Raw genomic sequence first — 20,392 nt, forward strand, 5'->3', positions numbered from 1 at the left:
GGCCCCGGAGTTTCCAAAGAAACGGGTAGTTAGAGGCAAGATGGCCCGGTTAAGGCCGGATCAGCACGGTCACCATCATCATGACGATGGCGAAGACCGCGATCTTCCAGAAGTCGCGGCGGCGGCGCAGGCCCGGGATCCCGAGTGGCCACAGAAGCTGGATAATCATTGCCAGGAGCAGGATAAGGGCGAGCGCCTTCTGCATATTGCCCTCGTCTTCCGGGAGGCTGCCTCAACCGGCCAAGCGTTCACAACGCCGGCACACTTCGTCGCACGGAGCACCGCTTCCCCCAAGGGCTAGCGATACGCTGCGCTTGGCAAAAAGGGCTAGTGTTTTCGCGGACGATTTGCAATGACCGGCAACCGCTTGTTTCCTTCAATCTCTCCGGTCAAAGGAAACAAGCGGCAAATCAAGGCACTGTAATCAAAGCGCTGTAGAGAGAAACCGGCTGGCAATTCACCAGGCACCGCCCTAACTTGCTGACGGCAGAACGAATTTCGGATGGATGATGAGAAAGAACCTGCTCCCGGTCGCTGCCCTCCTGCTCGGCACCTTGTTTCTCTTTCTGGGCAATGGTCTTCAGGGACTGCTTCTTCCCGTTCGCGGTACTGCTGAGGGATACCCGACCACCATCCTCGGTCTGATCGGTACGTCCTGGGCGGCCGGCTTCGTCCTCGGGTGCTTCTTCGCCCCGAATGTCGTCAAGCGCATCGGCCATGTGCGCGCCTTCAGCGTCTTTGCTTCTCTCATCGCCATCGTCGCGCTGTTGACCGGCATCATGATCGATCCGACCTGGTGGCTGATCCTGCGCGCGCTCACCGGCTTCTCCACCGCCGGCACGTCGATGATCATCGAAAGCTGGCTGAACGAGCGCGCCACCAATGAGAGCCGCGGCGTCATCTTCTCGCTCTATATCGCCATCACGCTTTTCGGCGTCGTCGGCGGCCAGATGATGATCCCCTTTGGCGACACCTCGACCAGCATCTTCTTCATGATCTGCGGCATCCTCTATTGTGTCGCCATGCTGCCGACCTTGATGTCCAAGGCCGCCTCGCCGCAACCGCTGAAGAAGGTCAGCCTCGACCTGCGCGGCCTCTACCGGAACTCGCCGGTTTCGTTCCTCGGCATCCTGCTCGTCGGCATCGCCAATGGCGCCTTCGGCACGCTTGGCGCCGTCTTCGGGCGACAGGCCGGCCTTTCCGACAGCACGGTTGCGGCAATGATGAGCGTGGCGATCTTCGCGGGCGCGGTGATGCAGCTTCCGGCAGGCCGCCTCTCCGACCGCATCGACCGTCGCTATGTCCTGGCTACCCTTGCCGGCGTCGGCGCCGTCGCCGGCCTGCTCATCTTCCTGATCGAGCCGAGTCAGGTCTGGATCGTGCTGACGCTGATCGCAATCTATGGCGCCGCCGCCAACGCGCTCTATCCGATCGCCGTTTCCCACGCCAACGACTTTGCAACCGCCGAAGACTTCGTGAAGGTCTCCGGTGGCCTGCTGCTGCTCTATGGCATCGGCACGATCATCGGCCCGACGATCGGCGGTCCGGTCATGACGGCAACCGGTCCGTACGGTTTGTTCATGATTACCGCCTGCGCCCACATTTTGATCACAGCCTATGCCATCATCCGCAGCCGGATGCGCGCGCCCGTGCCGGTCGCCGACCGCGACGCCTTCTCGCCGGTCAATGCCGGCGCGCCGACGACACCGGAAAGCCTGCAGCTTTCGCCGCGCGCTGCCCCGTTCGAGGAAGCGCATAGCGAACCGGACAACAACCAGAAATGGGAGGATCAGACGGATGAGCCTGTTTGACGACGACCGACCACAAAAGAAGCTGGTGCACGAAATCGGCAGCGATCTTTCACTGCTTTCAGTCGATGAACTCACCCAGCGTATCGCCCTGTTGACGGAGGAAATCGCCCGGCTCGAAGCCGAGCGGACGCGCAAATCCGCGAGCCGCTCAGCCGCCGAAGGCCTGTTTCGCTGAGACCTTGCGGGAGCGGCCGCAGCGCAGCAAAACGAGGCGCGTTTAACCGCAAATTAAGCATTATCTGCGATTGTCGGGGTATCCGGAGCTTTCCGGTTTCAGACAATTTCTCCGACTGGCGAATGGGTCTGATTTTTCTCCCTGTTTTACCTTGAGAGCCGCTTTTCGCGGCTCTTTTTTTGTTTTGGCATAGCTTTCGCTAAAGAACTGTGGAGATTAACCCTTTCTTAAGAATACCCTTGCGCGAAATGCGCTATCGGATCATTCTTCGAGCATAGAGACGGGCAAGGATTTATTTCCTATAACTGTCCACTACCTGACTGTCGTGATGCGTTTGAACCAGGGAAAACAGGTCATGTCCGAGAGAGGATTGAATACGGTCAGTTTCGCAGGACACGCAGCGTCCTCGGCACAATTCAAGACGCTCTATTCGGAAGGCATGGGTCTGGTCGAGGAAACGGCGACATACCTCGATGGTCCCGGCCGCGCCGCCTCGAAGGTTCTGCCGCGCATGGCGTCGGTGCTCTATGCAGCCGAGTCCATGCGGCTTACCACCCGCCTGATGCAGATGGCGTCGTGGCTGCTGCTGCAGCGCGCCGTCAACAACGGTGAGATGAGCCGTGACCAGGTGATGTCGGAAAAGAGCAAGGTGCGCCTCGACAGCTTCAACGTCGACAAGTCCGCTCCCGGCTGGGCCGAACTGCCGGAATCCTTCCGCGACCTTATCGAGCGCTCGCTGCGCCTGCAGAACCGCGTCGCCCTGCTCGACCGCGAAATCTACCGCCCGCACGAAGCCGCCGCCATCGTTCCGGACAACCAGAACGGCGTCAAGGCGCAGATCAAGCTGCTGCAGACGGCCTTCGGCACCAACTGATAGCTCTTCGCTTCAGCGTGCGGAAAACAGAACCCGGCCATCGCCGGGTTTTTTGTTTCTCGCGTCGCTGGTGTCACTATCGCGCGCGCCGCATCTTCGCCAGCAGAAGCAGCACCAGCACGCAACTAAGGAAACCAAGAGCCAGCGGCAGTCCCCGATGGCCAAGCCACTGCATGGCTAGTCCTGTCGCGGGCGACCCCACGATGCCGCCGAGACCCCACGCAACCGCGAAAGCCGCATTGCCGGCGATCAGGGCCTGGCCGGTGAAACGTTCGCCGAGCTGGATCAACGACATCGTGTAGATGCCGAACGAGACCCCGCCCCAGAGGAAGACGAGCGGCCAGACGAGCCAGGAATTGAAGGCCCATGGCAGCAGCAGGCACCCGACCAGCGAGACCAGCACACAGAACAACATCGCCCGCATCGAGCCCATCTGCTCGGCCATGCGCCCGAGAAATATCTGAAGCAGCGCATTGCCGGCGATGAAACAGGTAATGAGAGAGGCGATACGCTCCACGGTGCTTCCGAGCGTGGCACCATAGGTGGCAAGCATCGAAAGCAGGATCTGCTCGAAAGCGGCAGCGGTGAAAACCGCAAACAGAAGAAGAGGTGCCAGCGCCAGGAAGCCGCCGACGGAAGTTGCCTCGCCATCCTGCGGCATATCAGGCAGGCGCGGCACGACTGCGAGCAAGATCATGCCGCAGAGAAGGAAAGCCACGATGCCGATGAGGAAGGGCGACCAGCCCTCCGTGCCGACGAGGCCGAGCGACAGCGGACCGATGGCGAAGCCGCCCGAAACAATCGAAGAATAGAGCCCCATGATGCGGCCCCGGCGCGACGGCGGGGTGATCGTGATCAGCCAGGTTTCGCTGATCACGGAAAGCGGATTGGCAAAGAAGCCGAGCAGGAAACGCAGCGGCATCCAGGCCCAGAGCTCCTGGGTCCAGGCGATCGCGATCAGCGTTAGCGCGGCAAACAACGAGCAAAGAATAGCAAGCCACGCCGCGCCGAAGCGCCGAACCAGCGCCGGAATGAGGGGAGCGGAAACGATGAAACCCAGCGGCGTCATCGCCGCCGACAGGCCGATCAGTCCCGGTGTCGTTCCCTGCCGCTCCAGAATGAAGCTGAGCAGCGGATAGGTCAGCCCCTGGGCGACCGCAAACACCGTGACCGTTGCGATGGTGCCGGCTATCGCCGCCCACAGGATTGGCTGTTCGCGCGGTAAGGTCATGTCGCGTAATTGACGACGCTGCGTCGCACGCAGAGACTCTTGGTCCGATATCATTTCGACACGCCCCTCATGCCTGCCAGAGATGTTTGGCGATTTCGATCTCGACCTGTCGCCTTGCGAGGCCGATATCGTCGATCAAATGCGGGTCGCTCCTCGAGACCCGTTTGAGGTCCCGGCGAAAACGGGCCCTCCTGTCCCAGGTCGCGATAACGCCTCTGAGCGTTGCGAGGCCGGCGCGCAAAGGCATCGGGTTTTCTTCGCGCACGCGTGCCTGATGCCGGAATAAAGGAATGGGAATGTGGTTCATGGCAGCCTCCATATCGGCCCGAAAGACCGACGAATTCTGCAGGACACGAACCGGGGCGTAATTAAGCGCGTCCAAAAAGTTCTCAAAAACCTCCAAACGAACTATAGATGCGCCCATGCAGGAAACGCGCTTCGCCTTTGGTCCCTTCGTACTTGATCCGGGTGCGGGAACGCTCCTCCGGGACGATGATCCTGTCGCGATCGGCTACCGTGGACTGAGGCTGCTTGCGGCGCTCGTCGGGCGGCCCGGCGAAATCCTGGGCAAAGCCGAACTGATGGATGCGGCCTGGCCGGAAACGGCTGTCGAGGAAGGCAATCTGACCGTCCAGATCGCGCAGCTCAGAAAGCTGCTTGGCCCCGCCGCCGATGGTGGCGAGTGGATCTCGACGATCCCGCGCGTCGGCTATCGCTTCACGGGAAGTTCGAGGACGCTCGGTGCGGCAAAGCGGCGCCTCCCCCTGCCGGACAAGCCGTCGGTCGCCGTTCTGCCCTTCGTCAACGTCAGCAACGATCCCGAGCAGGAGCCCTTCACGGATGGGCTGACCGAGGACCTGATCACCGACCTTTCGAGGATCCCCGGCCTGTTCGTCATCGCGCGGAACTCGTCCTTCGTCTACAAGGGCAAGGCGGTGGATGTGCGCGCGATCGCGGAAGACCTTGGCGTGCGTTACCTGCTGGAAGGCAGCGCCAGGCGCGCAGCAGGACGCGTGCGTATCAATGCCCAACTGGTCGACGCACTGAGCGGCGACCATCTCTGGGCGGAGCGCTTCGACCGCAGCCTGGAAGACATCTTCGCCGTTCAGGACGAGGTTACGGCCAAGATCGTGGAAGCGTTGCTCGGAAAATTGCGCCCGCCGCCGCCACGCAACCGGCCCGGCAACATCGAGGCCTACGATCTCTGCGTGCACGCCCGCAGGTTGATGGATGATACGCCGCAGGCCGCCCAAGAAGCGCACCTGATGCTGACGCGTGCGGTTTCGCTCGACCCCGATTATGCCGAAGCCTACCGCTGGCTGGCGATGAACCACTGGATGGGACGGGTGCACTCCGGCGGACCGACAGAGGCCGCCCGCAGCCTTGCCCTGGAGCTGGCGCGCAAAGCGGTCACGATCGATCCAAACGATGCCGGCAGCCGCTGGATCCTGGCCTACCTGCTCGCCTATGAGCGCAGCTTTACCGAGGCGGAGGCGGAATTCGCCAAGGCGATCGAACTCGACCCGAACGAGGCCGACACCTGGGCGGCGTTGTCCGACATCGACGTTCTCGCCGGGCGGGTCGAAGAGGGCCTCGCGCATATCCGCAAGGCGTTCCGGCTGAACCCGTTTCCGGCAAGCTGGTACTATCTGACGCTCGGCCAGGCGCAATATGCGGCCGGCGATTACGAGGCCGCTGTCGAGACGCTGCGCAGGGACGAGACCTATCGCACGAGCTCACGCCGGTTCCTGGCGGCAAGCCTCGCCCAGCTGTGCCGCCTCGACGAGGCGCATACGGAAGCGGACCTGTTTCTCGTCGCCAACCCCGGCTTCACGATCCGCCACTGGGCGGCGACCGAGCCGTTCCGTAACGACGCCATGCTTGCGCATTTCGTCGACGGCTTTCGCAAGGCCGGCCTTCCCGAGTGACGGGCGAGCCGGCGGCATCCTGATCGGCCAACAAAAAGCCCGGCGCGATGGCCGGGCTTTAAGAATGCCGAGAGGCGTTCGATTAGAGGCCGAGGCCTTCGAAGCGCTTCTTGAACTTGGAGACGCGACCGCCGCGGTCCATGAGCTGCTGGTTGCCGCCCGTCCAGGCCGGGTGCGACTTGGGGTCGATTTCCAGGTTCATGGTGGCGCCTTCAGAACCCCAGGTCGAGCGGGTTTCGTATTCGGTGCCGTCGGTCATGACTACTTTGATGACGTGGTAATCGGGATGGATGTCTGCCTTCATAACGATCTTCCTAGAGTTCCAGGGTCCAATTGTCGCAAGGCATTGCGACTTCGAGACCGAACACGTAAATGAAGCCGCGGACCGGCTGAAGGGCCACGGCTTCCCAATTCGATGCCGTGCCTATACATCAAGGTCTGCGGGATAACAAGTGCCGCGCGGAAGACTCATGGGCAAAGCCTTTCCTCCGTGGTTGGCGAAAGGGGTCAAGTGTCCGAACGAGAAATCCAGGCGCCAGCGCGTAAATCCATCCGCCCGCTGGCCACGCTCCTACCTTATCTCGCCCGCTACCGCCATCTGGTCGTCGGCGCAAGTATCTCGCTGATCCTCGCCGCGGTCACGACGCTGGCGCTGCCGCTCGCCGTCAGGCGCATGGTCGACAACGGCTTCTCCAGTCCCGATTCCGGTTTCATCAACACCTACTTCTCGATGTTGATGATGCTCGCCATCGTGCTCGCTCTGGCAAGTGCGGCGCGCTACTACTTCGTCATCACACTCGGCGAGCGCATCGTCGCCGACCTCAGGCGCAACGTCTTCGATCGCGTCACCCGGCTTTCCGCCTCCTTCTTCGACGTCAACCAGTCCGGCGAGATCGTCTCGCGGCTGACGGCCGATACGACCCAGGTCAAGTCGGCGGTCGGCGCCACCGCCTCGGTGGCGCTGCGCAACCTGATCCTGTGTCTCGGCGCCATCGGCATGATGGTCTATACCAGCCCTAAGCTCTCGAGCCTGGTGCTGATCGCGATCCCGATCATCGTCTTCCCGCTTGTCGGCTTCGGCCGCTCCGTCCGCCGCCGATCGCGCGAGGCTCAGGACACACTCGCCAAGGCGTCCGCCTATGCCGGCGAGGCAATCGCCGCATCCCGCACCGTGCAGGCCTTCAATGGCGAGGCACTCGCCAACAACCATTTCGGATCCGCTGTAGAAGATGCCTATGGCGCTGCGCGCGCCGCGATCAAGGCGCGCTCGGTGCTCACTGCCTTCGCCATCACCATGGTTTTCGGCAGCGTCGTTGCGGTGTTGTGGTTCGGCGCGCATGATGTGCTGTCGGGCAATCTTTCCGCCGGCACCCTCAGCCAGTTCCTGCTCTACTCGGTCTTTGCCGCAGGCAGCCTCGGCTCGCTCTCCGAAGTCTGGGGCGAGCTCTCTCAGGCCGCCGGTGCCGCCGAACGGCTCAACGAACTGCTGACGGAGATCCCAGAGATCCAGGCGCCGGCAAACCCCGTCGCCATGCCCGCACCGGCCGCCGGCGCCATTGCCTTTGACGACGTTTATTTCGCCTATCCGGCGCGACCCGACTACAAGAGCCTGAACGGCCTCAGCTTTGCGATCAACCCCGGCGAGACTGTCGCCATCGTCGGCCCTTCCGGCGCCGGCAAGAGCACGGTCTTCTCCCTGCTCCTCCGCTTCTACGATCCCGCCAAGGGTGCTGTAACCGTCGACGGGCTCGATGTCCGCACGGTCGATCCGAAGGAACTGCGCGACCGGCTGGCGATCGTGCCGCAGGATGTCACCATCTTCGCCTCCTCGGTTCATGACAACATCGCCTTCGGCGTGCCTGGCGCGACCCGTGAGGCGGTGCGCGCTGCGGCCGTCGCCGCCCAGGCAGACGAGTTCATCAACCGCCTCGACAACGGCTACGACACGCTCGTCGGCGAACGCGGCATCACGCTATCCGGCGGCCAGCGGCAACGCATCGCCATTGCCCGCGCGATCCTCAGGAACGCACCGATCCTGCTCCTCGACGAGGCCACCTCGGCGCTCGATGCCGAAAGCGAGACGCTGGTGCAGAAAGCCCTCGATGGCCTGTTGCGCGAGCGCACGACGATCATCATCGCCCACCGGCTCGCAACGGTTCTGAAGGCGGACCGCATCCTGGTTATGGATCATGGCCGGATCGTCGAGGAGGGAACGCACGTCTCCCTCATCCGCCAGGGTGGCCTCTACGCCAAGCTTGCGCGGCTGCAGTTCGACCACGGCGCCGAGGCCCTGTTCGTCGCCACGAAAAACTGAGGCGTTGCGACGACGACCCTCCCGATTTCACACCTGGCAGTTGCCGGCTGAGAAGCGAGCCCTATTGTTATGGGGCCGGCCTGCCAAAGGCCGTTCTCTGCGGTTCGCAGACATGATCGGGAGGAAATTCGCATGGCATTTTCGCAACTGACCCGGCGCGCAACGCTGATGCTGGGCCTGATGGCGCTATCGGCGCTGCCCTTTAGCACCCCGGCCCTCGCCCAGGGCTTCCCGGACCGACCGATAACACTGGTCGTTCCCTTCGCCGCCGGCGGGTCGACCGACGTGGTCGCCCGCATCGTCGCGCAGAAAATGTCTGAAGACCTCGGCGAGCAGGTGATCGTCCAGAACGTCGCCGGCGCCGGCGGCAATCTCGGCGCGGCCAATGTCGCGCGCGCCGATGCGGACGGCTACACGATCCTGATGGGAACCGTCGCCACCCACGCGCTCAACCCGCTGATCCTCAAGACCAAGCCCTATGATCCGCAGAAGGACTTCGCTCCGATCTCGCTGCTGGTCATCGTGCCCAACGTGCTGGTCGTCAATCCGGAGCTTCCAGCCAAGAACGTCGAGGAACTGCTGGCGCTCTTGAAAGCCAAGCCCGACGAATACAGCTATGCCTCCTCCGGCAACGGCACGCCGCTGCATCTCTCCGGCGAGCTTTTCAAGAAAATGGCCGGCGTCAGCATGCAGCATATCCCCTACAAGGGCGCCGGTCCGGCGCTGAACGACGTCATCGGCAACCAGGTGCCGATCATGTTCGACAACCTGCCCTCGTCCTCCGGGCACATCAAGGCAGGCACGCTGAGGGCACTTGCCGTCACCACGGCGGAACGCGCGCCCTCCTTCCCCGATGTTCCGACGGTCGCTGAATCCGGCATCCCAGGCTATGAGACCTATACCTGGAACGGGCTCTTCGCCCCGGCGAACACGCCGCAGCCTGTGGTCGCCCGCCTCAACGAGGCAGCAAACAAGGCCCTGAAGGATCCCGCCGTCATCGAACGCATGAAGGAATTCAGCGCCAAGATCGTCGGCTCGACGCCGGAAGAGCTCAGTGCGCATGTGACGGCAGAACTGGCGAAGTGGACGCCGGTCGTCCGCGACGCCAACGTGCAGATGGATTGATCGTCAGCCGACTTGTCCAGACATTCGAAGCATTTGCCAAGTTTAGCTGCACGCTCGGCCGTCCCCTCTCCCCGCGTGCGGGGAGAGGGCTAGGGTGAGGGGCAGCCCAAAAGCGAGCGGCGGGAAGCGATCACACCCCAGCAGCACCCCGCCCCGCCACCCGGCCGGAAAAGATGCAACCGCCGAGGAAGGTGCCTTCGAGCGCATTGTAGCCATGCATGCCGCCGCCGCCGAAACCGGCGACTTCGCCGGCGGCATAGAGGCCCGGCACCGGCTCACCCGATTGTTCGAGCACCTGGCCCGAGAGGTTGGTCTGCAGGCCGCCCAGCGTCTTGCGGGTCAGGATATGCAGGCGAACGGCAATCAGCGGCCCGGCTTTCGGATCGAGCAGCCGGTGCGGCTTGGCAGTACGCAGCAGCCGATCGCCGCGATAGGCGCGGGCGCCGCGGATCGCGGTGACCTGCGCATCCTTGGAGAACGGGTTGGTGATCTCGCGATCGCGCGCCTCGATCTGTCGGCGTAGATGGTCGAGCGACAGCCGGTTCTCGCCCGTCAGTGCATTCATCGCCGGCACAAGGTCCTCGAGCCGGTCCCGGACGATGAAATCCTCACCCTTGTCCATGAAGGCCTGGACCGGCGCTGGCGGGTTCTTGCCGAGCCGCTTCAGGAGCAGAGAGATGCTCTTGCCGGTCAGATCCGGGTTCTGTTCCGAACCGGAAAGCGCAAACTCCTTCTTGATGATCGCCCGCGTCAGGATGAACCAGCTGTAGTCGTGACCACTGTCGCGGATCGCCTGCAATGTGCCGAGCGTATCGAAGCCCGGCATCGCTGGCGCGGAAAAACGGTTGCCGTCGGCGTCGCACCAGAAGGATGATGGGCCGGGCAGGATGCGGATGCCATGATCCGGCCAGATCGGGTCGAAGTTCCTGAGCCCCTCGGTGTAGTGCCACATGCGGTCTGAGTTGATGACCGAGCCGCGCGCCCGGCTGCTGATCTCCAGCATGCGTCCGTCGACGTGATGCGGCACGCCCGAGACCATGGTTGCCGGCGGTTGGCCAAGGCGCTTGCGCGGCCAATTGCGGCGAACGAGATCATGGTTGCCGCCGATACCGCCCGAGGTGACGACGATCGCACCCGCCGATATCTCGAAATCGCCGGAGACGTCGCGTGAACTGCGCTCGCCCCGCCCGACCGGATCCTCCTTCAGCAAGGCACCGCGGGCGCCCGTCACCGTTCCATCCGTGATGATGAGCTCATCGACCCGATGGCGGAATCGGAAGCGCACCAGACCGCGGCTTTCCGCCTCCCGCGTCAGCCGCACGAACGGATCGAGTACCGCTGGCCCCGTGCCCCAGGTGACATGGAAGCGCGGCACCGAATTGCCGTGGCCATGGGCAAGGCCGCCGCCGCGCTCGGCCCAGCCGACGACCGGAAACCAGCGCATGCCGAGGGAATGCAGCCAGCGGCGCTTTTCGCCTGCGGCAAAGTCGAGATAGGCTTCCGCCCAAAGCCGCGGCCAGTGGTCCTCCGGACGGTCGAACTGCGAAGACCCCAGCCAGTCCTGCCAGGCAAGCTCACGCGTGTCACGAATGCCCATGCGCCGCTGCTCGGGGCTATCGACGAAGAACAGACCGCCCAGCGACCAGAAAGCCTGACCGCCAAGGTTTTGTTCGCCTTCCTGATCGAGAACGATGACCTTGCGGCCAAGGGCGGCCGCTTCCGAGGCGGCAACCAGGCCGGCAAGGCCCGCACCGATGACCAATACATCGCAATCCACGAAATGCCCTCCCCTGCACCCCATACAGCGCCGCCATACGAATGGCTGCAGCAACTGTTACGCGTACGTCAAGGTCAATTCAAGGGTCGGGCGTTGGCCGCGGTATGTTTCGCGGCCGCGGCCTATTTTTCGGTCAGCTTGAGTTCGATGCGGCGGTTCTGGGCCCGGGCCTCCGGGGTCTCGCCCGGCGCAATCGGCTGATACTCACCGAAGCCGGCCGCGACCAGGCGATCGGCAGGCACCCCCTTCGAGATCAGAAATTTGACCACCGAGGTGGCACGCGCCGAGGAAAGTTCCCAGTTGTCCGCATAGCGGCCTGTTCCGGAAAGCTGGACATTATCGGTATGGCCGTCGACGCGCAGCACCCAGTTGATCTCCGCCGGAATCTCCTTGGCGAGATCAAGCAGCGCCGAGGCGAGCTTGCCCATCTCCGCCTGCCCCTCGGGATTGAGTTCGTTGCCGCCGGATGGGAACAGCACTTCCGACTGGAACACGAATCGGTCGCCGACGATGCGGATGTTTTCGCGGTCGGAGAGGATTTCCCTCAAGCGTCCGAAGAAATCGGAGCGGTAGCGGTTGAGCTCCTGCACGCGCTGGGCAAGCGCCACGTTCAGGCGGCGGCCGAGGTCGGCGATCTTCGTCTGCGACGCCTGGTCCTTCGCCTCCGATGCCTGAAGCGCGACCTCGATGGCGGCGATCTGGTTGCGCAGCGCGGCGATCTGCTGGTTCAGGAGCTCGATCTGGCTCATCGCCCGGGCGCTGATCTCACGCTCGTTCTCAAGCTCCGAGCCGAGGCGCCCGATCTTCTGGTTGGCGACATCGGTACTGCCGGCGCCCTGATCGAGCAGCGCCTGCAGCCGCGAGCGCTCGCCTTCCGACTGGGACAGGGAAGCCTGGAGATTGGCGAGCGAATCCTCGAGATCCTGCTTGCCGCTCTTTTCGAGCGCCAGGAGCTGCGTGAGCTCGTTGATCTGGCTGTTCAGCCGGGTCAGCACTTCGTCCTTGCCGCTGATTTCGCGGCTCAGCAGAAACTGCCCGAGAACGAAGACGGTGAGCAGGAACATGATCGAAAGCAGGAGCGTCGACAGCGCGTCGACGAAGCCCGGCCAATAATCGATCGTGCGCTGCGTGCGGCCTTTGCGGGCGAGCGCCATGGATTACTCTCCTCCGGTCTCGTCCAACTGTCCGAGCTTGGCCGTCAATGACGACCTCTCGCTTGTCACGGCGATCCGCTCGCCTCCGATGCGCGACGACAATTTGTCGAGCGTCCTGCGCATCGCCTTGGCCTCTTCCTGCTGGGCTTCGATCCAGTCCCGGAGCATCTGCTGCTCGCCGCGCATATTTTTCACCAGGCCCTGGATACCCTCGGCAAGGCTTGCCATGGCGGCGGTCGTGCGCTGGCTCGAACCGCCCTCCTGGTTGAGGCGGACCAGCTGATCCGTAAGCTTTTTCAACTCCTCGACCGGCGCACCCGACGGCGCATCGAGCGCAGAAGTCAGCTCGGAGCCGACATCGGTCACGGAAGAAAGCCAGTTTTCAAGCTCGGTATAGAAACGGTTCTGGGCGCGGCCGGCCTGCAGATCGAGGAAGCCGAGGATCAGCGAACCGGAAAGACCGAACAGCGATGTCGAGAACGCCGTACCCATGCCGGTCAGCGGCGCCGACAGGCCGCTCTTCAAGGCCGCCAGAATGTCTTCGGTGGTTCCCGAACCGGCATCCAGCGATTGGATGACCGTGTTGATCGAGCCGATGGTGCCCAAAAGACCCCAGAAGGTGCCGAGCAGACCGAGAAACACGAGAAGGCCGGTCAGATAGCGCGAGATGTCGCGGGATTCATCGAGGCGGGTCGCAATCGAATCCAGAATGGAGCGCAGCGCCGTCGTCGAGATCGCCGTCTGACGGGCACCGATCAGTGCCCGCATCGGCGCCAGCAGCACCGGATCGCGGCCCACCTTGTCGGCACTGCCGGCGGCGCGAAAGGAGTTGAACCAGCGCACTTCGGGACGCAAGCCCAGCACATGGGTGAATACGAGCAGGATGCCGATCAGCAGCACCCCAAGGATCAAGCCGTTGAGGCCGGGGTTGGCCAGAAAGGCGTTGTGTGCCTGCCGAAAGAGGATTGCGCCCACGAAACCGACGATGATCAGGAAGACCACCATGGTCCAGAAATAGTGCATGGGGCTCGAAAGCTTGTGCGGATTATAGCCTTCTTCCATGCCTTCCCGACCGTTCCATCCGGACAGATGCAGTTTCGTCATGGGTGTAAGTATCTCCCGGTTTTTACTTGTCGGAACGGCGCGGCGCCGGCCCGGAGACTACTGCATAATTCCCGAAACCGAAATCGATTCAAGGACGAAATTCAGCCGTTCCCAAAGTGGGGCGACGGCCGCGACGCGCGTAGATAGGCACAGGCATGTGGCACTGTCGTGTTGCCCCATTCCGGATCAAGCGGAAAAACAAAGCCTCCGGCGGGTGAGCGCCGGAGGCCGAGCATAGGAATAGGGTCGCTGATTACTTCGTCGGCACCGGGCGGTGCACGACGTCGTTCAGCGCCTTGACGATATATTCGTTGCCGCAGACGACCGAACCGTCGTCGACCGGCTTGGCGCCGCCGTTGATATCGTGCGCCCAGCCGCCGGCTTCCCGGATGAGAAGCACGCCAGCCGCGATGTCCCAGGCGGCGAGGTCGCGTTCCCAGTAACCGTCGTAGCGGCCGGCGGCCACATAGGCGAGGTCAAGCGAGGCGGCACCCATGCGGCGGATACCGGCCACTTCGCCCATCACGTGGCGCAGTTCGATCAGGTACTTGCCGTGGTTGCCGCGGCCGAGATGCGGCGTGCCGGTGGCGATCACGGCATCGGAAAGATGCTTGCGCGAGGCGACACGCAGGCGACGGTCGTTGAGGAAGGCGCCACCGCCACGCTCGGCGGTGTAGAGTTCATCGGTCGCCGGGTTGAAGATGACGGCGCCGACGATCTCGCCCTGGCGCTCGAGTGCGATCGAAACGGCGAAGTGCGGGATACCGTGCAGGAAATTGGTGGTGCCATCGAGCGGGTCGACAATCCAGCGATGCGCGCCGTCGGTGCCGACGATCTCTTCACCTTCCTCGCCAAGGAAGCCGTAGGTCGGACGGGCCTTGAGGAGTTCCTCGCGGATGAGCTTTTCGGCCTTGCGGTCGGCCTGCGAAACATAGTCGCCCGGTCCCTTGAGCGAGACCTGCAGGTTCTGGACTTCGCCGAAATCGCGGGCCAACGACTTGCCGGCCTTGAAGGCGGCCTGAACCATGACATTGAGAAGTGCTGAACGGGCCATCTGGCGATCCCTTGAAAACGAAGGCCGATCGAAAGCAATCGATCGGACGTTGAACCTGCTTGACGGAACACGGCCGCAATGCCGGCCCTAATTGCAAATTCCCTTGATCGGAACCGATCCAAGGACGCAGGGCAAGCCGCAGATTGAGCTCCGTCGTCAAAAAACCGAGTGAATAATCACTCCGCTCGCCGTCGCCGCAAACTGTCGCGGCACCACGAGCAAAACCGCGGCCTCAGAACCACAAATGGCCCGCAAGTTCAAGCGAAATAGCATTTCCGCCGAACGACCGCCAAAGATTCGACCGCGAGCGGCGCCGTTCAGCTCCGGCGATATTTGTTGGCGGCGCTGAGTGCCTGCTTCTGCTGCTCTTCGTTGAGACCGAGATAGAAGTCTTCGAGCGCGTCGTCTTTCAGACCGGCGCGACGCGAAAGCACATACCATTTCGCCGCCTCGACCGGATTGGGCCGGGTGCCGATGGCGTTGACGTAGAGATGCGAAAGCCGGTTCTGTGCAACCACGTTGCCGCCCTCGGCCGCCCGCCGCATCCAGCCGAAACCCACTTCGAGATTACGCTCGCCGGCAATGCCCTCGATCATCCAGATCGCGATGTCGAGTTGAGCGGTGTCGTACCCCGCCCGCGCCGCGCGGATCAGCCATTCGCGCGCCCGCGTCCGCTTGCTTTCCTCGATGCCATCGACATTGACCAGGATCTGCGACAGCGCATATTGCGCATCCGCGATGCCCTGTTCGGCCGACTTTTCGTAATAGGGCATCGCCAGTTTCAAACCCTTGGGTCCGGGATTGTCGGCGACGAGCGTCTGGCCGTAGTTGAATTGCGCCGAGCCATTGCCGAGATCGGCCGCCTTCTTCATCAGCTCTTCGGATTTCTTCCGGTCGCGCTTGACGTAACGGCCCTCCATCAGGATCAGCGCGTATTTGAACATCGCGGCCGGATCGCCTTTTTCCGCGGCCTGACCGTACCAGAAGGCAGCCTGCTGGGGATTGCGCACGACGCCCAGTCCCTGCTGAAGGATCTCGGCGATCAGGGTCTGCGCCGCCGGGTCGCCAAGCTGCGCGCGCGGCAGCGCCAGATCCATCGCGGTCAGATAGTAGCCGCGCTGGAACGCGCCATAGGCATCGTCGACCTTGCCGGTAAAGGGCTTTTCCGCTGGCAGTGCCGGCAATTCGGCACCCATGCGATCGAAAACAGTGACGCCGGACGATGGGACAGAGCCGTCGGCCGGCTTCTTATTGGGGCCGACAGCGGACTTGTCGTCTTTCTGGTCGGTCGGCGTCGCGCCCTCCGGCATCGCCGCCCCGTTGAAGGGCGTGATGCGGCCGCGCTTTTCGACGCCGGCGTCCTCGCCACTCTTCTGCTCCTGCGCATGCGCAGGCATTGCCAGGGCGACGGCCATGGCAACAAGGGAAAGACCTCGACTCAATCTGGAAGGCAGACGGCTCAACATCGAAACGTCTTAATCTTCAAACCGTGGCGCTTTTTCGTCGAGAAGTGCGTTGACCGCAGCAACGACGGAAGGCGCCTGGCCGGGTTCGCCGAAGACGGCAAGGCGAAGCGCCACGAACTCAGCACCGGTCTCCGCCACCGCCAGCGCCGATTGCGGGTCCGTGCCGCCCATGACGATGCAGGGAATCTCGATCATCGACGCCCACCATTCGGCCAGCGCCAGGTTCTTCGGATGCGCCTCCGGCTTGATGTCGCCATCGGTCTTGCCGAAGAACACGTAGTCCGGGCGCACTTCGCCGATCTCCAGCGCGTGGTGACGGTCGGCCGCATTGCCCCCGCCGACGATCAGCTTCGGCGTGTGCTTCTCGACCGCCTCGCCCAGCACTTCCGCATTGCCGGCAACGTGCAGGCCGTCGGCCTTGGCACGTCCGGCCACGCGGGAGTCACCCTCGATGAGCGCGGCGGCGCCGGCCTCCTGGATCACCGGCACCAGACGCTCGGCGTGCTTCTGGAACTCGGAGTCATCAAGTGCGTATTGCGGCACGATCACCGAGGCGACGTCGCCGCCCTTCAGGGCATCGGCGAGCACGTTTGCGCGTTCCGCCGCATCGGGCATGTCGGGCGCGATCAGCACCAGGCGGCAACGTTCTGTTGTCATATCAAGACATCCATTTCCGGCTGCATCCGCCAGGATGGCGAAACCAGCGCTCGATTTCATTTGGGAAAACCGATAGACGGAGACTGCAAAAGGATCAACCGCCCCCCATGCTTCCTGATCTCGACTTCTATCTTATCGCCATTCCGGCAGTTCTGCTCGTTGGCCTCAGCAAGGGTGGCATGGGGGAAGCGCTTTCGCTGATGGGCGTTCCGATCCTGTCGATGGCGGTGTCACCCGTCCAGGCGGCCGCCCTCCTCCTCCCGATCCTGATCGCGATGGATCTCGTCTCGCTTTGGATGTGGCGCAAGCACGGCGATCGCACCACCCTCTTCATGCTGTTGCCCGGCGCCATCGCCGGCATCTTCATCGGCTGGGCGACCTCGGCCTACGTCTCGCGGGACCTCCTTCGCCTGATCATCGGCCTGATCACCGTGCTCTTCGTGCTGCGATACGTCTACAATGTCTGGCGCACGCGCCTTGGCATCACCATCGCGCCGAAGAAGCAGCGGGCCGGTCCCGCAGCACTCTGGGGTTCCTTTGCCGGTTATGGCAGCTTCGTCGCCCATGCCGGGGGCCCGCCTTTCCAGATCTACGCGCTGCCGCTGCAGCTCGACCCGCGCGAATACACCGGCACCATCGTGCGCTTCTTCGCGATCCTGAATGCGGTGAAGCTCATCCCCTATTTCGCGCTCGGGCAACTGGATCTGAGCAACCTGAAAATCTCGGCGACGCTATTTCCGCTCGCCATTGTCGCAACCATGTGCGGCGCCTGGATCGTTCGCCGCATGAAGCCGCAGATCTTCTACCCCTTCATGTATACCATGGCCTTCATCGCGGGCTCGAAACTGCTTTGGGACGGTATCAACAGCCTGGTCGCAGGCGGGTGAGCCGCGGACCCAAGTATTACGGAAATATTGCAAAGCAAAATTAGCATTTCGCATCGCACAAATTTCTTGCTGCTTCGCAAAATTTCGCCTAACGTCCGCGCATGACGATCGCGGACCCTTTCGATGCCATTGCGGACCCGAACCGGCGCCACCTGCTGGAGGAACTGCGGCGCGCGCCGAGAACCGTGAACGAACTGGCGGAGGGCCTGCCGATCAGCCGCCCGGCCGTATCGCAGCACCTGAAGGCCTTGCTGGATTGCAATCTGGTCTCGGTTTCGGCGAGCGGCACCCGGCGGATCTATGCGATCAACCGGCCGGGTTTCGACCGTCTCAATCTGTGGCTCGACCAGTTCTGGTCCTGAGCCCGGCGGCGCGAACGCTGCGCCCGAAAGAAACAGACCGGGCGTCAAGCCCGGTCCAAAATTCCGTATATTCCACTGTGGGGGGATTGGTTCTAAACCTTGTTGCGCCTACTCAGAGGGGAGATGGCGCCTCCCGATAGTCCTGGGAAATACCGTTGATAATCAGTGAGTCGAGGAACGAAGCCTTTCGATTTCGTCCTTGATGCGCAGCTTCCTCCGCTTGATGTCGTTGATCAGTTCGTCTTCCACCGACGGCTGATTCAATGCCGCATGGAGCTCCTGCTCCAGGACGCCATGTTTTTTCTCAAGCGTTGCAAGATGAGCCTCAACAGTCATTTGGCAGTCCCTTCCTTTTGCTTGCATCCGGCATGCGAATGCCGGATGTTCCATGGTTTGTAACCTTACTACTGTGCCATGCCATTTTTCATTTGTCGAAGGCGAAATGATGACGTCGGATAACTTCCCGTTACCGCCCAAGATGTGATAGAGCGACGCATGGAATTCCGGTTCGAGGAGGACTTCGCAACCGGGCTGATGGGGATCGCTTTGCATGCCGGACCAGGACCAGGCCGAACTCAGACTGACCGCCGCGCGGCTGAGGCAGGAACATGAAGACTACGACGCTGCCATCAACGCTATGATCGAGACCGGCTGCGACGCGCTGAGAATCCAGCGCATGAAGAAGAAGAAGCTGGCGATCAAGGACAAGATCAGCAAGATCGAAGACCAGATCATCCCCGACATCATCGCCTGAACGCGGAACAGGACAGACGTGATCGACACCACGACCCCACCCGTCGCCATCATCATGGGAAGCCAGTCGGACTGGGAGACGATGAAGAACGCCGCCGACACGCTCGACGCGCTCGACATTGCCTATGAGGCTCGCATCGTTTCCGCCCATCGCACGCCCGATCGGCTGGTCAATTTCGCCAAGGGCGCTCGCGACGAGGGCTTCAAGGTGATCATCGCCGGCGCCGGCGGCGCTGCCCATCTGCCGGGCATGTGCGCCTCAATGACGCCGCTGCCGGTCTTCGGCGTGCCGGTGCAGTCGAAGGCGCTTTCCGGCCAGGACAGCCTGCTCTCGATCGTGCAGATGCCCGCCGGCATCCCCGTCGGGACGCTGGCGATCGGCCGCGCCGGCGCCGTCAATGCCGCGTTGCTTGCTGCAGCCGTGCTCGCGCTCAGCGACGACGATCTCGCCGACAGGCTCGACGACTGGCGCGAACAGCAGACGATTTCGGTCGCCGAATACCCGGTGGACCAGGCATGACCACCATCGGCATTATCGGCGGCGGCCAGCTCGGCCGCATGCTGGCGATGGCAGCTGCCCGATTGAACTTCCGCACCGTGATCCTCGAGCCGCAGGTCGACTGTCCGGCGGCACAGGTGGCGAATGAGCAGATCATTGCTGCCTATGACGACGAAGCCGCGCTCAGCCAGCTCGCGACCGTGAGCGACATCATCACCTACGAATTCGAGAATGTGCCGGTCGCGGCCGCCGAACGGCTCGCCGCGAAACGACCTGTCTTCCCGCCGCCGAAGGCGCTGGAAGTCGCGCAGGACCGCCTCGTCGAAAAACGCTTCATCAATGACTGCGGCATTGCGACGGCGCGTTTTCACGCCGTCGACAGCCAGGCCGATCTCGAAGCAGCACTCGCCGATTTCGGCGGATCGGGCGTGCTCAAGACCCGTCGCCTTGGCTATGACGGCAAGGGACAGCGCGTGTTCCGCTCCGCAGCCGACAGTCCTGCCGGCGCCTTCGCGGAGCTGGGCGGCGTGCCCCTGATCCTGGAGAGCTTCGTACCCTTCGAACGGGAGATCTCGATCATCGCCGCCCGCTCCACCGATGGCACGGTCGCCTGCTTCGATCCGGCCGAGAACGTGCATCGCAACGGCATCCTCCACACCTCGACGGTACCGGCAGCAGTCGGCGACGGCACGGCGGACGCGGCCCGCAAGGCCGCCAAGGCGATCCTCGATGCACTTGGTTATGTCGGCATCATCGGCGTCGAATTCTTCGTACTTGCCGACGGCAGCCTGATCGCCAACGAGATGGCGCCGCGCGTGCACAACTCCGGCCATTGGACGGAGGCGGCCTGCGTCGTCTCGCAGTTCGAGCAGCATATTCGTGCCGTCTCGGGATTGCCGCTCGGCAATCCCCGCCGCCATTCCGACTGCGTCATGCAGAACCTGATCGGCGACGACCTCAACGATGTCCCGGCATGGCTTGCCAAGGACGATGTTCTGGTGCACCTCTATGGCAAGACCGAAGCGCGCGCCGGCCGCAAAATGGGCCACGTCACACGGCTCGTCCGCGGCTGAAGACCGCAGAAATGCGGGGCAAGACGCCAAAATGGGGCGTCTTGTGGTTGACACCTTAGGGGGGACACGGTATGTGCCATCCCACCTTAAAGGAGCGCGCTGAACGGCGCGCTTTTGATTGTTAGAAGATACCGGGCGAATTTTCGTT

22 protein-coding genes are annotated in these 20,392 nt (G+C 62.9%); 11 read left to right on the forward strand and 11 right to left on the reverse strand.

Translation table 11 applies throughout. From position 1 onward, the window contains the following. Nucleotides 1–49 precede the first annotated feature (49 nt). A complete protein-coding gene (locus IB265_RS23290; RefSeq protein WP_110879124.1) occupies nucleotides 50–205 on the reverse strand; it encodes a hypothetical protein in 156 nt (51 codons plus the stop codon). A gap of 304 nt (nucleotides 206–509) precedes the next feature. Between IB265_RS23290 and IB265_RS23295 the strand changes: the two genes are divergently transcribed. The 3 genes from IB265_RS23295 (at nucleotide 510) to IB265_RS23305 (ending at nucleotide 2,860) form a co-directional block, all read left to right on the forward strand. After that, the gene (locus IB265_RS23295) at nucleotides 510–1,811 is read left to right on the forward strand and encodes an MFS transporter (RefSeq protein WP_057254833.1); all 1,302 of its coding nucleotides are present in this window, start codon (nucleotides 510–512) and stop codon (nucleotides 1,809–1,811) included. Continuing rightward, nucleotides 1,798–1,986: a DUF1192 domain-containing protein gene (locus IB265_RS23300; protein ID WP_057254664.1), complete on the forward strand. Its 189-nt coding sequence runs from the start codon at nucleotides 1,798–1,800 to the stop codon at nucleotides 1,984–1,986. Before IB265_RS23295 ends, IB265_RS23300 begins: the two co-directional genes overlap by 14 nt. Nucleotides 1,987–2,341: 355 nt before the next feature. Continuing rightward, nucleotides 2,342–2,860, forward strand: a complete 519-nt coding sequence (locus IB265_RS23305) for a DUF1465 family protein (protein ID WP_043610604.1) — start codon at nucleotides 2,342–2,344, stop codon at nucleotides 2,858–2,860. A 76-nt stretch (nucleotides 2,861–2,936) separates the two neighbouring features. Here IB265_RS23305 and IB265_RS23310 read toward each other — a convergent pair whose 3' ends face one another. Together IB265_RS23310 and IB265_RS23315 are read right to left on the reverse strand one after the other, a co-directional pair. Beyond that, a complete protein-coding gene (locus IB265_RS23310) occupies nucleotides 2,937–4,091 on the reverse strand; it encodes an MFS transporter (protein WP_057254663.1) in 1,155 nt (384 codons plus the stop codon). A 67-nt stretch (nucleotides 4,092–4,158) separates the two neighbouring features. After that, nucleotides 4,159–4,398: a DUF1127 domain-containing protein gene (locus IB265_RS23315; protein ID WP_373419822.1), complete on the reverse strand. Its 240-nt coding sequence runs from the start codon at nucleotides 4,396–4,398 to the stop codon at nucleotides 4,159–4,161. A gap of 115 nt (nucleotides 4,399–4,513) precedes the next feature. Here IB265_RS23315 and IB265_RS23320 point away from each other — a divergent pair, with 115 nt between their 5' ends. After that, nucleotides 4,514–6,019, forward strand: a complete 1,506-nt coding sequence (locus IB265_RS23320) for a winged helix-turn-helix domain-containing tetratricopeptide repeat protein (protein ID WP_192495198.1) — start codon at nucleotides 4,514–4,516, stop codon at nucleotides 6,017–6,019. Nucleotides 6,020–6,101: 82 nt separating this feature from the next. Here the strand turns inward: IB265_RS23320 and rpmE are convergent, their stop codons facing one another. After that, nucleotides 6,102–6,323: a 50S ribosomal protein L31 gene (gene rpmE, locus IB265_RS23325; protein ID WP_034806140.1), complete on the reverse strand. Its 222-nt coding sequence runs from the start codon at nucleotides 6,321–6,323 to the stop codon at nucleotides 6,102–6,104. A gap of 207 nt (nucleotides 6,324–6,530) precedes the next feature. Here rpmE and IB265_RS23330 point away from each other — a divergent pair, with 207 nt between their 5' ends. Together IB265_RS23330 and IB265_RS23335 are read left to right on the forward strand one after the other, a co-directional pair. Next, on the forward strand, nucleotides 6,531–8,333 hold the full coding sequence (locus IB265_RS23330; RefSeq protein ID WP_057254661.1) for an ABC transporter transmembrane domain-containing protein: 1,803 nt from the start codon (nucleotides 6,531–6,533) through the stop codon (nucleotides 8,331–8,333). 132 nt (nucleotides 8,334–8,465) lie between these two features. Further along, nucleotides 8,466–9,458: a tripartite tricarboxylate transporter substrate binding protein gene (locus tag IB265_RS23335; RefSeq protein WP_192495199.1), complete on the forward strand. Its 993-nt coding sequence runs from the start codon at nucleotides 8,466–8,468 to the stop codon at nucleotides 9,456–9,458. Nucleotides 9,459–9,588: 130 nt separating this feature from the next. On the opposite strand, the gene IB265_RS23340 is transcribed toward IB265_RS23335, so the two are convergent. The 6 genes from IB265_RS23340 to IB265_RS23365 form a co-directional block, all read right to left on the reverse strand. Beyond that, nucleotides 9,589–11,235: an FAD-binding dehydrogenase gene (locus tag IB265_RS23340; RefSeq protein ID WP_093233896.1), complete on the reverse strand. Its 1,647-nt coding sequence runs from the start codon at nucleotides 11,233–11,235 to the stop codon at nucleotides 9,589–9,591. 122 nt (nucleotides 11,236–11,357) lie between these two features. Beyond that, complete coding sequence (locus IB265_RS23345; protein ID WP_057254658.1) at nucleotides 11,358–12,389, reverse strand: peptidoglycan -binding protein; 1,032 nt, start codon at nucleotides 12,387–12,389, stop codon at nucleotides 11,358–11,360. 3 nt (nucleotides 12,390–12,392) lie between these two features. Next, nucleotides 12,393–13,493, reverse strand: a complete 1,101-nt coding sequence (locus tag IB265_RS23350; protein WP_192495200.1) for a flagellar motor protein MotA — start codon at nucleotides 13,491–13,493, stop codon at nucleotides 12,393–12,395. A 253-nt stretch (nucleotides 13,494–13,746) separates the two neighbouring features. Next, nucleotides 13,747–14,547, reverse strand: a complete 801-nt coding sequence (locus IB265_RS23355; protein WP_057254656.1) for an inositol monophosphatase family protein — start codon at nucleotides 14,545–14,547, stop codon at nucleotides 13,747–13,749. Between the two features lie 317 nt (nucleotides 14,548–14,864). Continuing rightward, on the reverse strand, nucleotides 14,865–15,944 hold the full coding sequence (locus IB265_RS23360; protein WP_244495719.1) for a tetratricopeptide repeat protein: 1,080 nt from the start codon (nucleotides 15,942–15,944) through the stop codon (nucleotides 14,865–14,867). 78 nt (nucleotides 15,945–16,022) lie between these two features. After that, nucleotides 16,023–16,670: a thiamine phosphate synthase gene (locus tag IB265_RS23365; protein ID WP_057254654.1), complete on the reverse strand. Its 648-nt coding sequence runs from the start codon at nucleotides 16,668–16,670 to the stop codon at nucleotides 16,023–16,025. 107 nt (nucleotides 16,671–16,777) lie between these two features. Here IB265_RS23365 and IB265_RS23370 point away from each other — a divergent pair, with 107 nt between their 5' ends. Together IB265_RS23370 and IB265_RS23375 are read left to right on the forward strand one after the other, a co-directional pair. Then, nucleotides 16,778–17,557, forward strand: coding sequence for a sulfite exporter TauE/SafE family protein (locus IB265_RS23370; protein WP_057254653.1), 780 nt, complete (start codon nucleotides 16,778–16,780; stop codon nucleotides 17,555–17,557). Nucleotides 17,558–17,658: 101 nt separating this feature from the next. After that, nucleotides 17,659–17,919: a helix-turn-helix transcriptional regulator gene (locus IB265_RS23375; RefSeq protein WP_057254652.1), complete on the forward strand. Its 261-nt coding sequence runs from the start codon at nucleotides 17,659–17,661 to the stop codon at nucleotides 17,917–17,919. A gap of 162 nt (nucleotides 17,920–18,081) precedes the next feature. On the opposite strand, the gene IB265_RS23380 is transcribed toward IB265_RS23375, so the two are convergent. Continuing rightward, on the reverse strand, nucleotides 18,082–18,255 hold the full coding sequence (locus IB265_RS23380; RefSeq protein ID WP_082616141.1) for a YdcH family protein: 174 nt from the start codon (nucleotides 18,253–18,255) through the stop codon (nucleotides 18,082–18,084). Nucleotides 18,256–18,469: 214 nt separating this feature from the next. Here IB265_RS23380 and IB265_RS23385 point away from each other — a divergent pair, with 214 nt between their 5' ends. The 3 genes from IB265_RS23385 to IB265_RS23395 are packed head-to-tail and all read left to right on the forward strand — an operon-like array spanning nucleotide 18,470 to nucleotide 20,244. Continuing rightward, complete coding sequence (locus tag IB265_RS23385) at nucleotides 18,470–18,673, forward strand: YdcH family protein (RefSeq protein WP_057254651.1); 204 nt, start codon at nucleotides 18,470–18,472, stop codon at nucleotides 18,671–18,673. Nucleotides 18,674–18,727: 54 nt separating this feature from the next. After that, nucleotides 18,728–19,192, forward strand: coding sequence for a 5-(carboxyamino)imidazole ribonucleotide mutase (purE, locus tag IB265_RS23390; RefSeq protein ID WP_057254831.1), 465 nt, complete (start codon nucleotides 18,728–18,730; stop codon nucleotides 19,190–19,192). After that, nucleotides 19,189–20,244 carry a 5-(carboxyamino)imidazole ribonucleotide synthase gene (locus tag IB265_RS23395; RefSeq protein WP_192495201.1) on the forward strand — a complete coding sequence of 352 codons (1,056 nt, stop codon included), beginning with the start codon at nucleotides 19,189–19,191 and terminating at the stop codon, nucleotides 20,242–20,244. Before purE ends, IB265_RS23395 begins: the two co-directional genes overlap by 4 nt. Nucleotides 20,245–20,392: the final 148 nt, after the last annotated feature.

This window comes from Ensifer sp. ENS10 (genome assembly GCF_014852025.1).
Taxonomy (GTDB): Bacteria; Pseudomonadota; Alphaproteobacteria; order Rhizobiales; family Rhizobiaceae; genus Ensifer.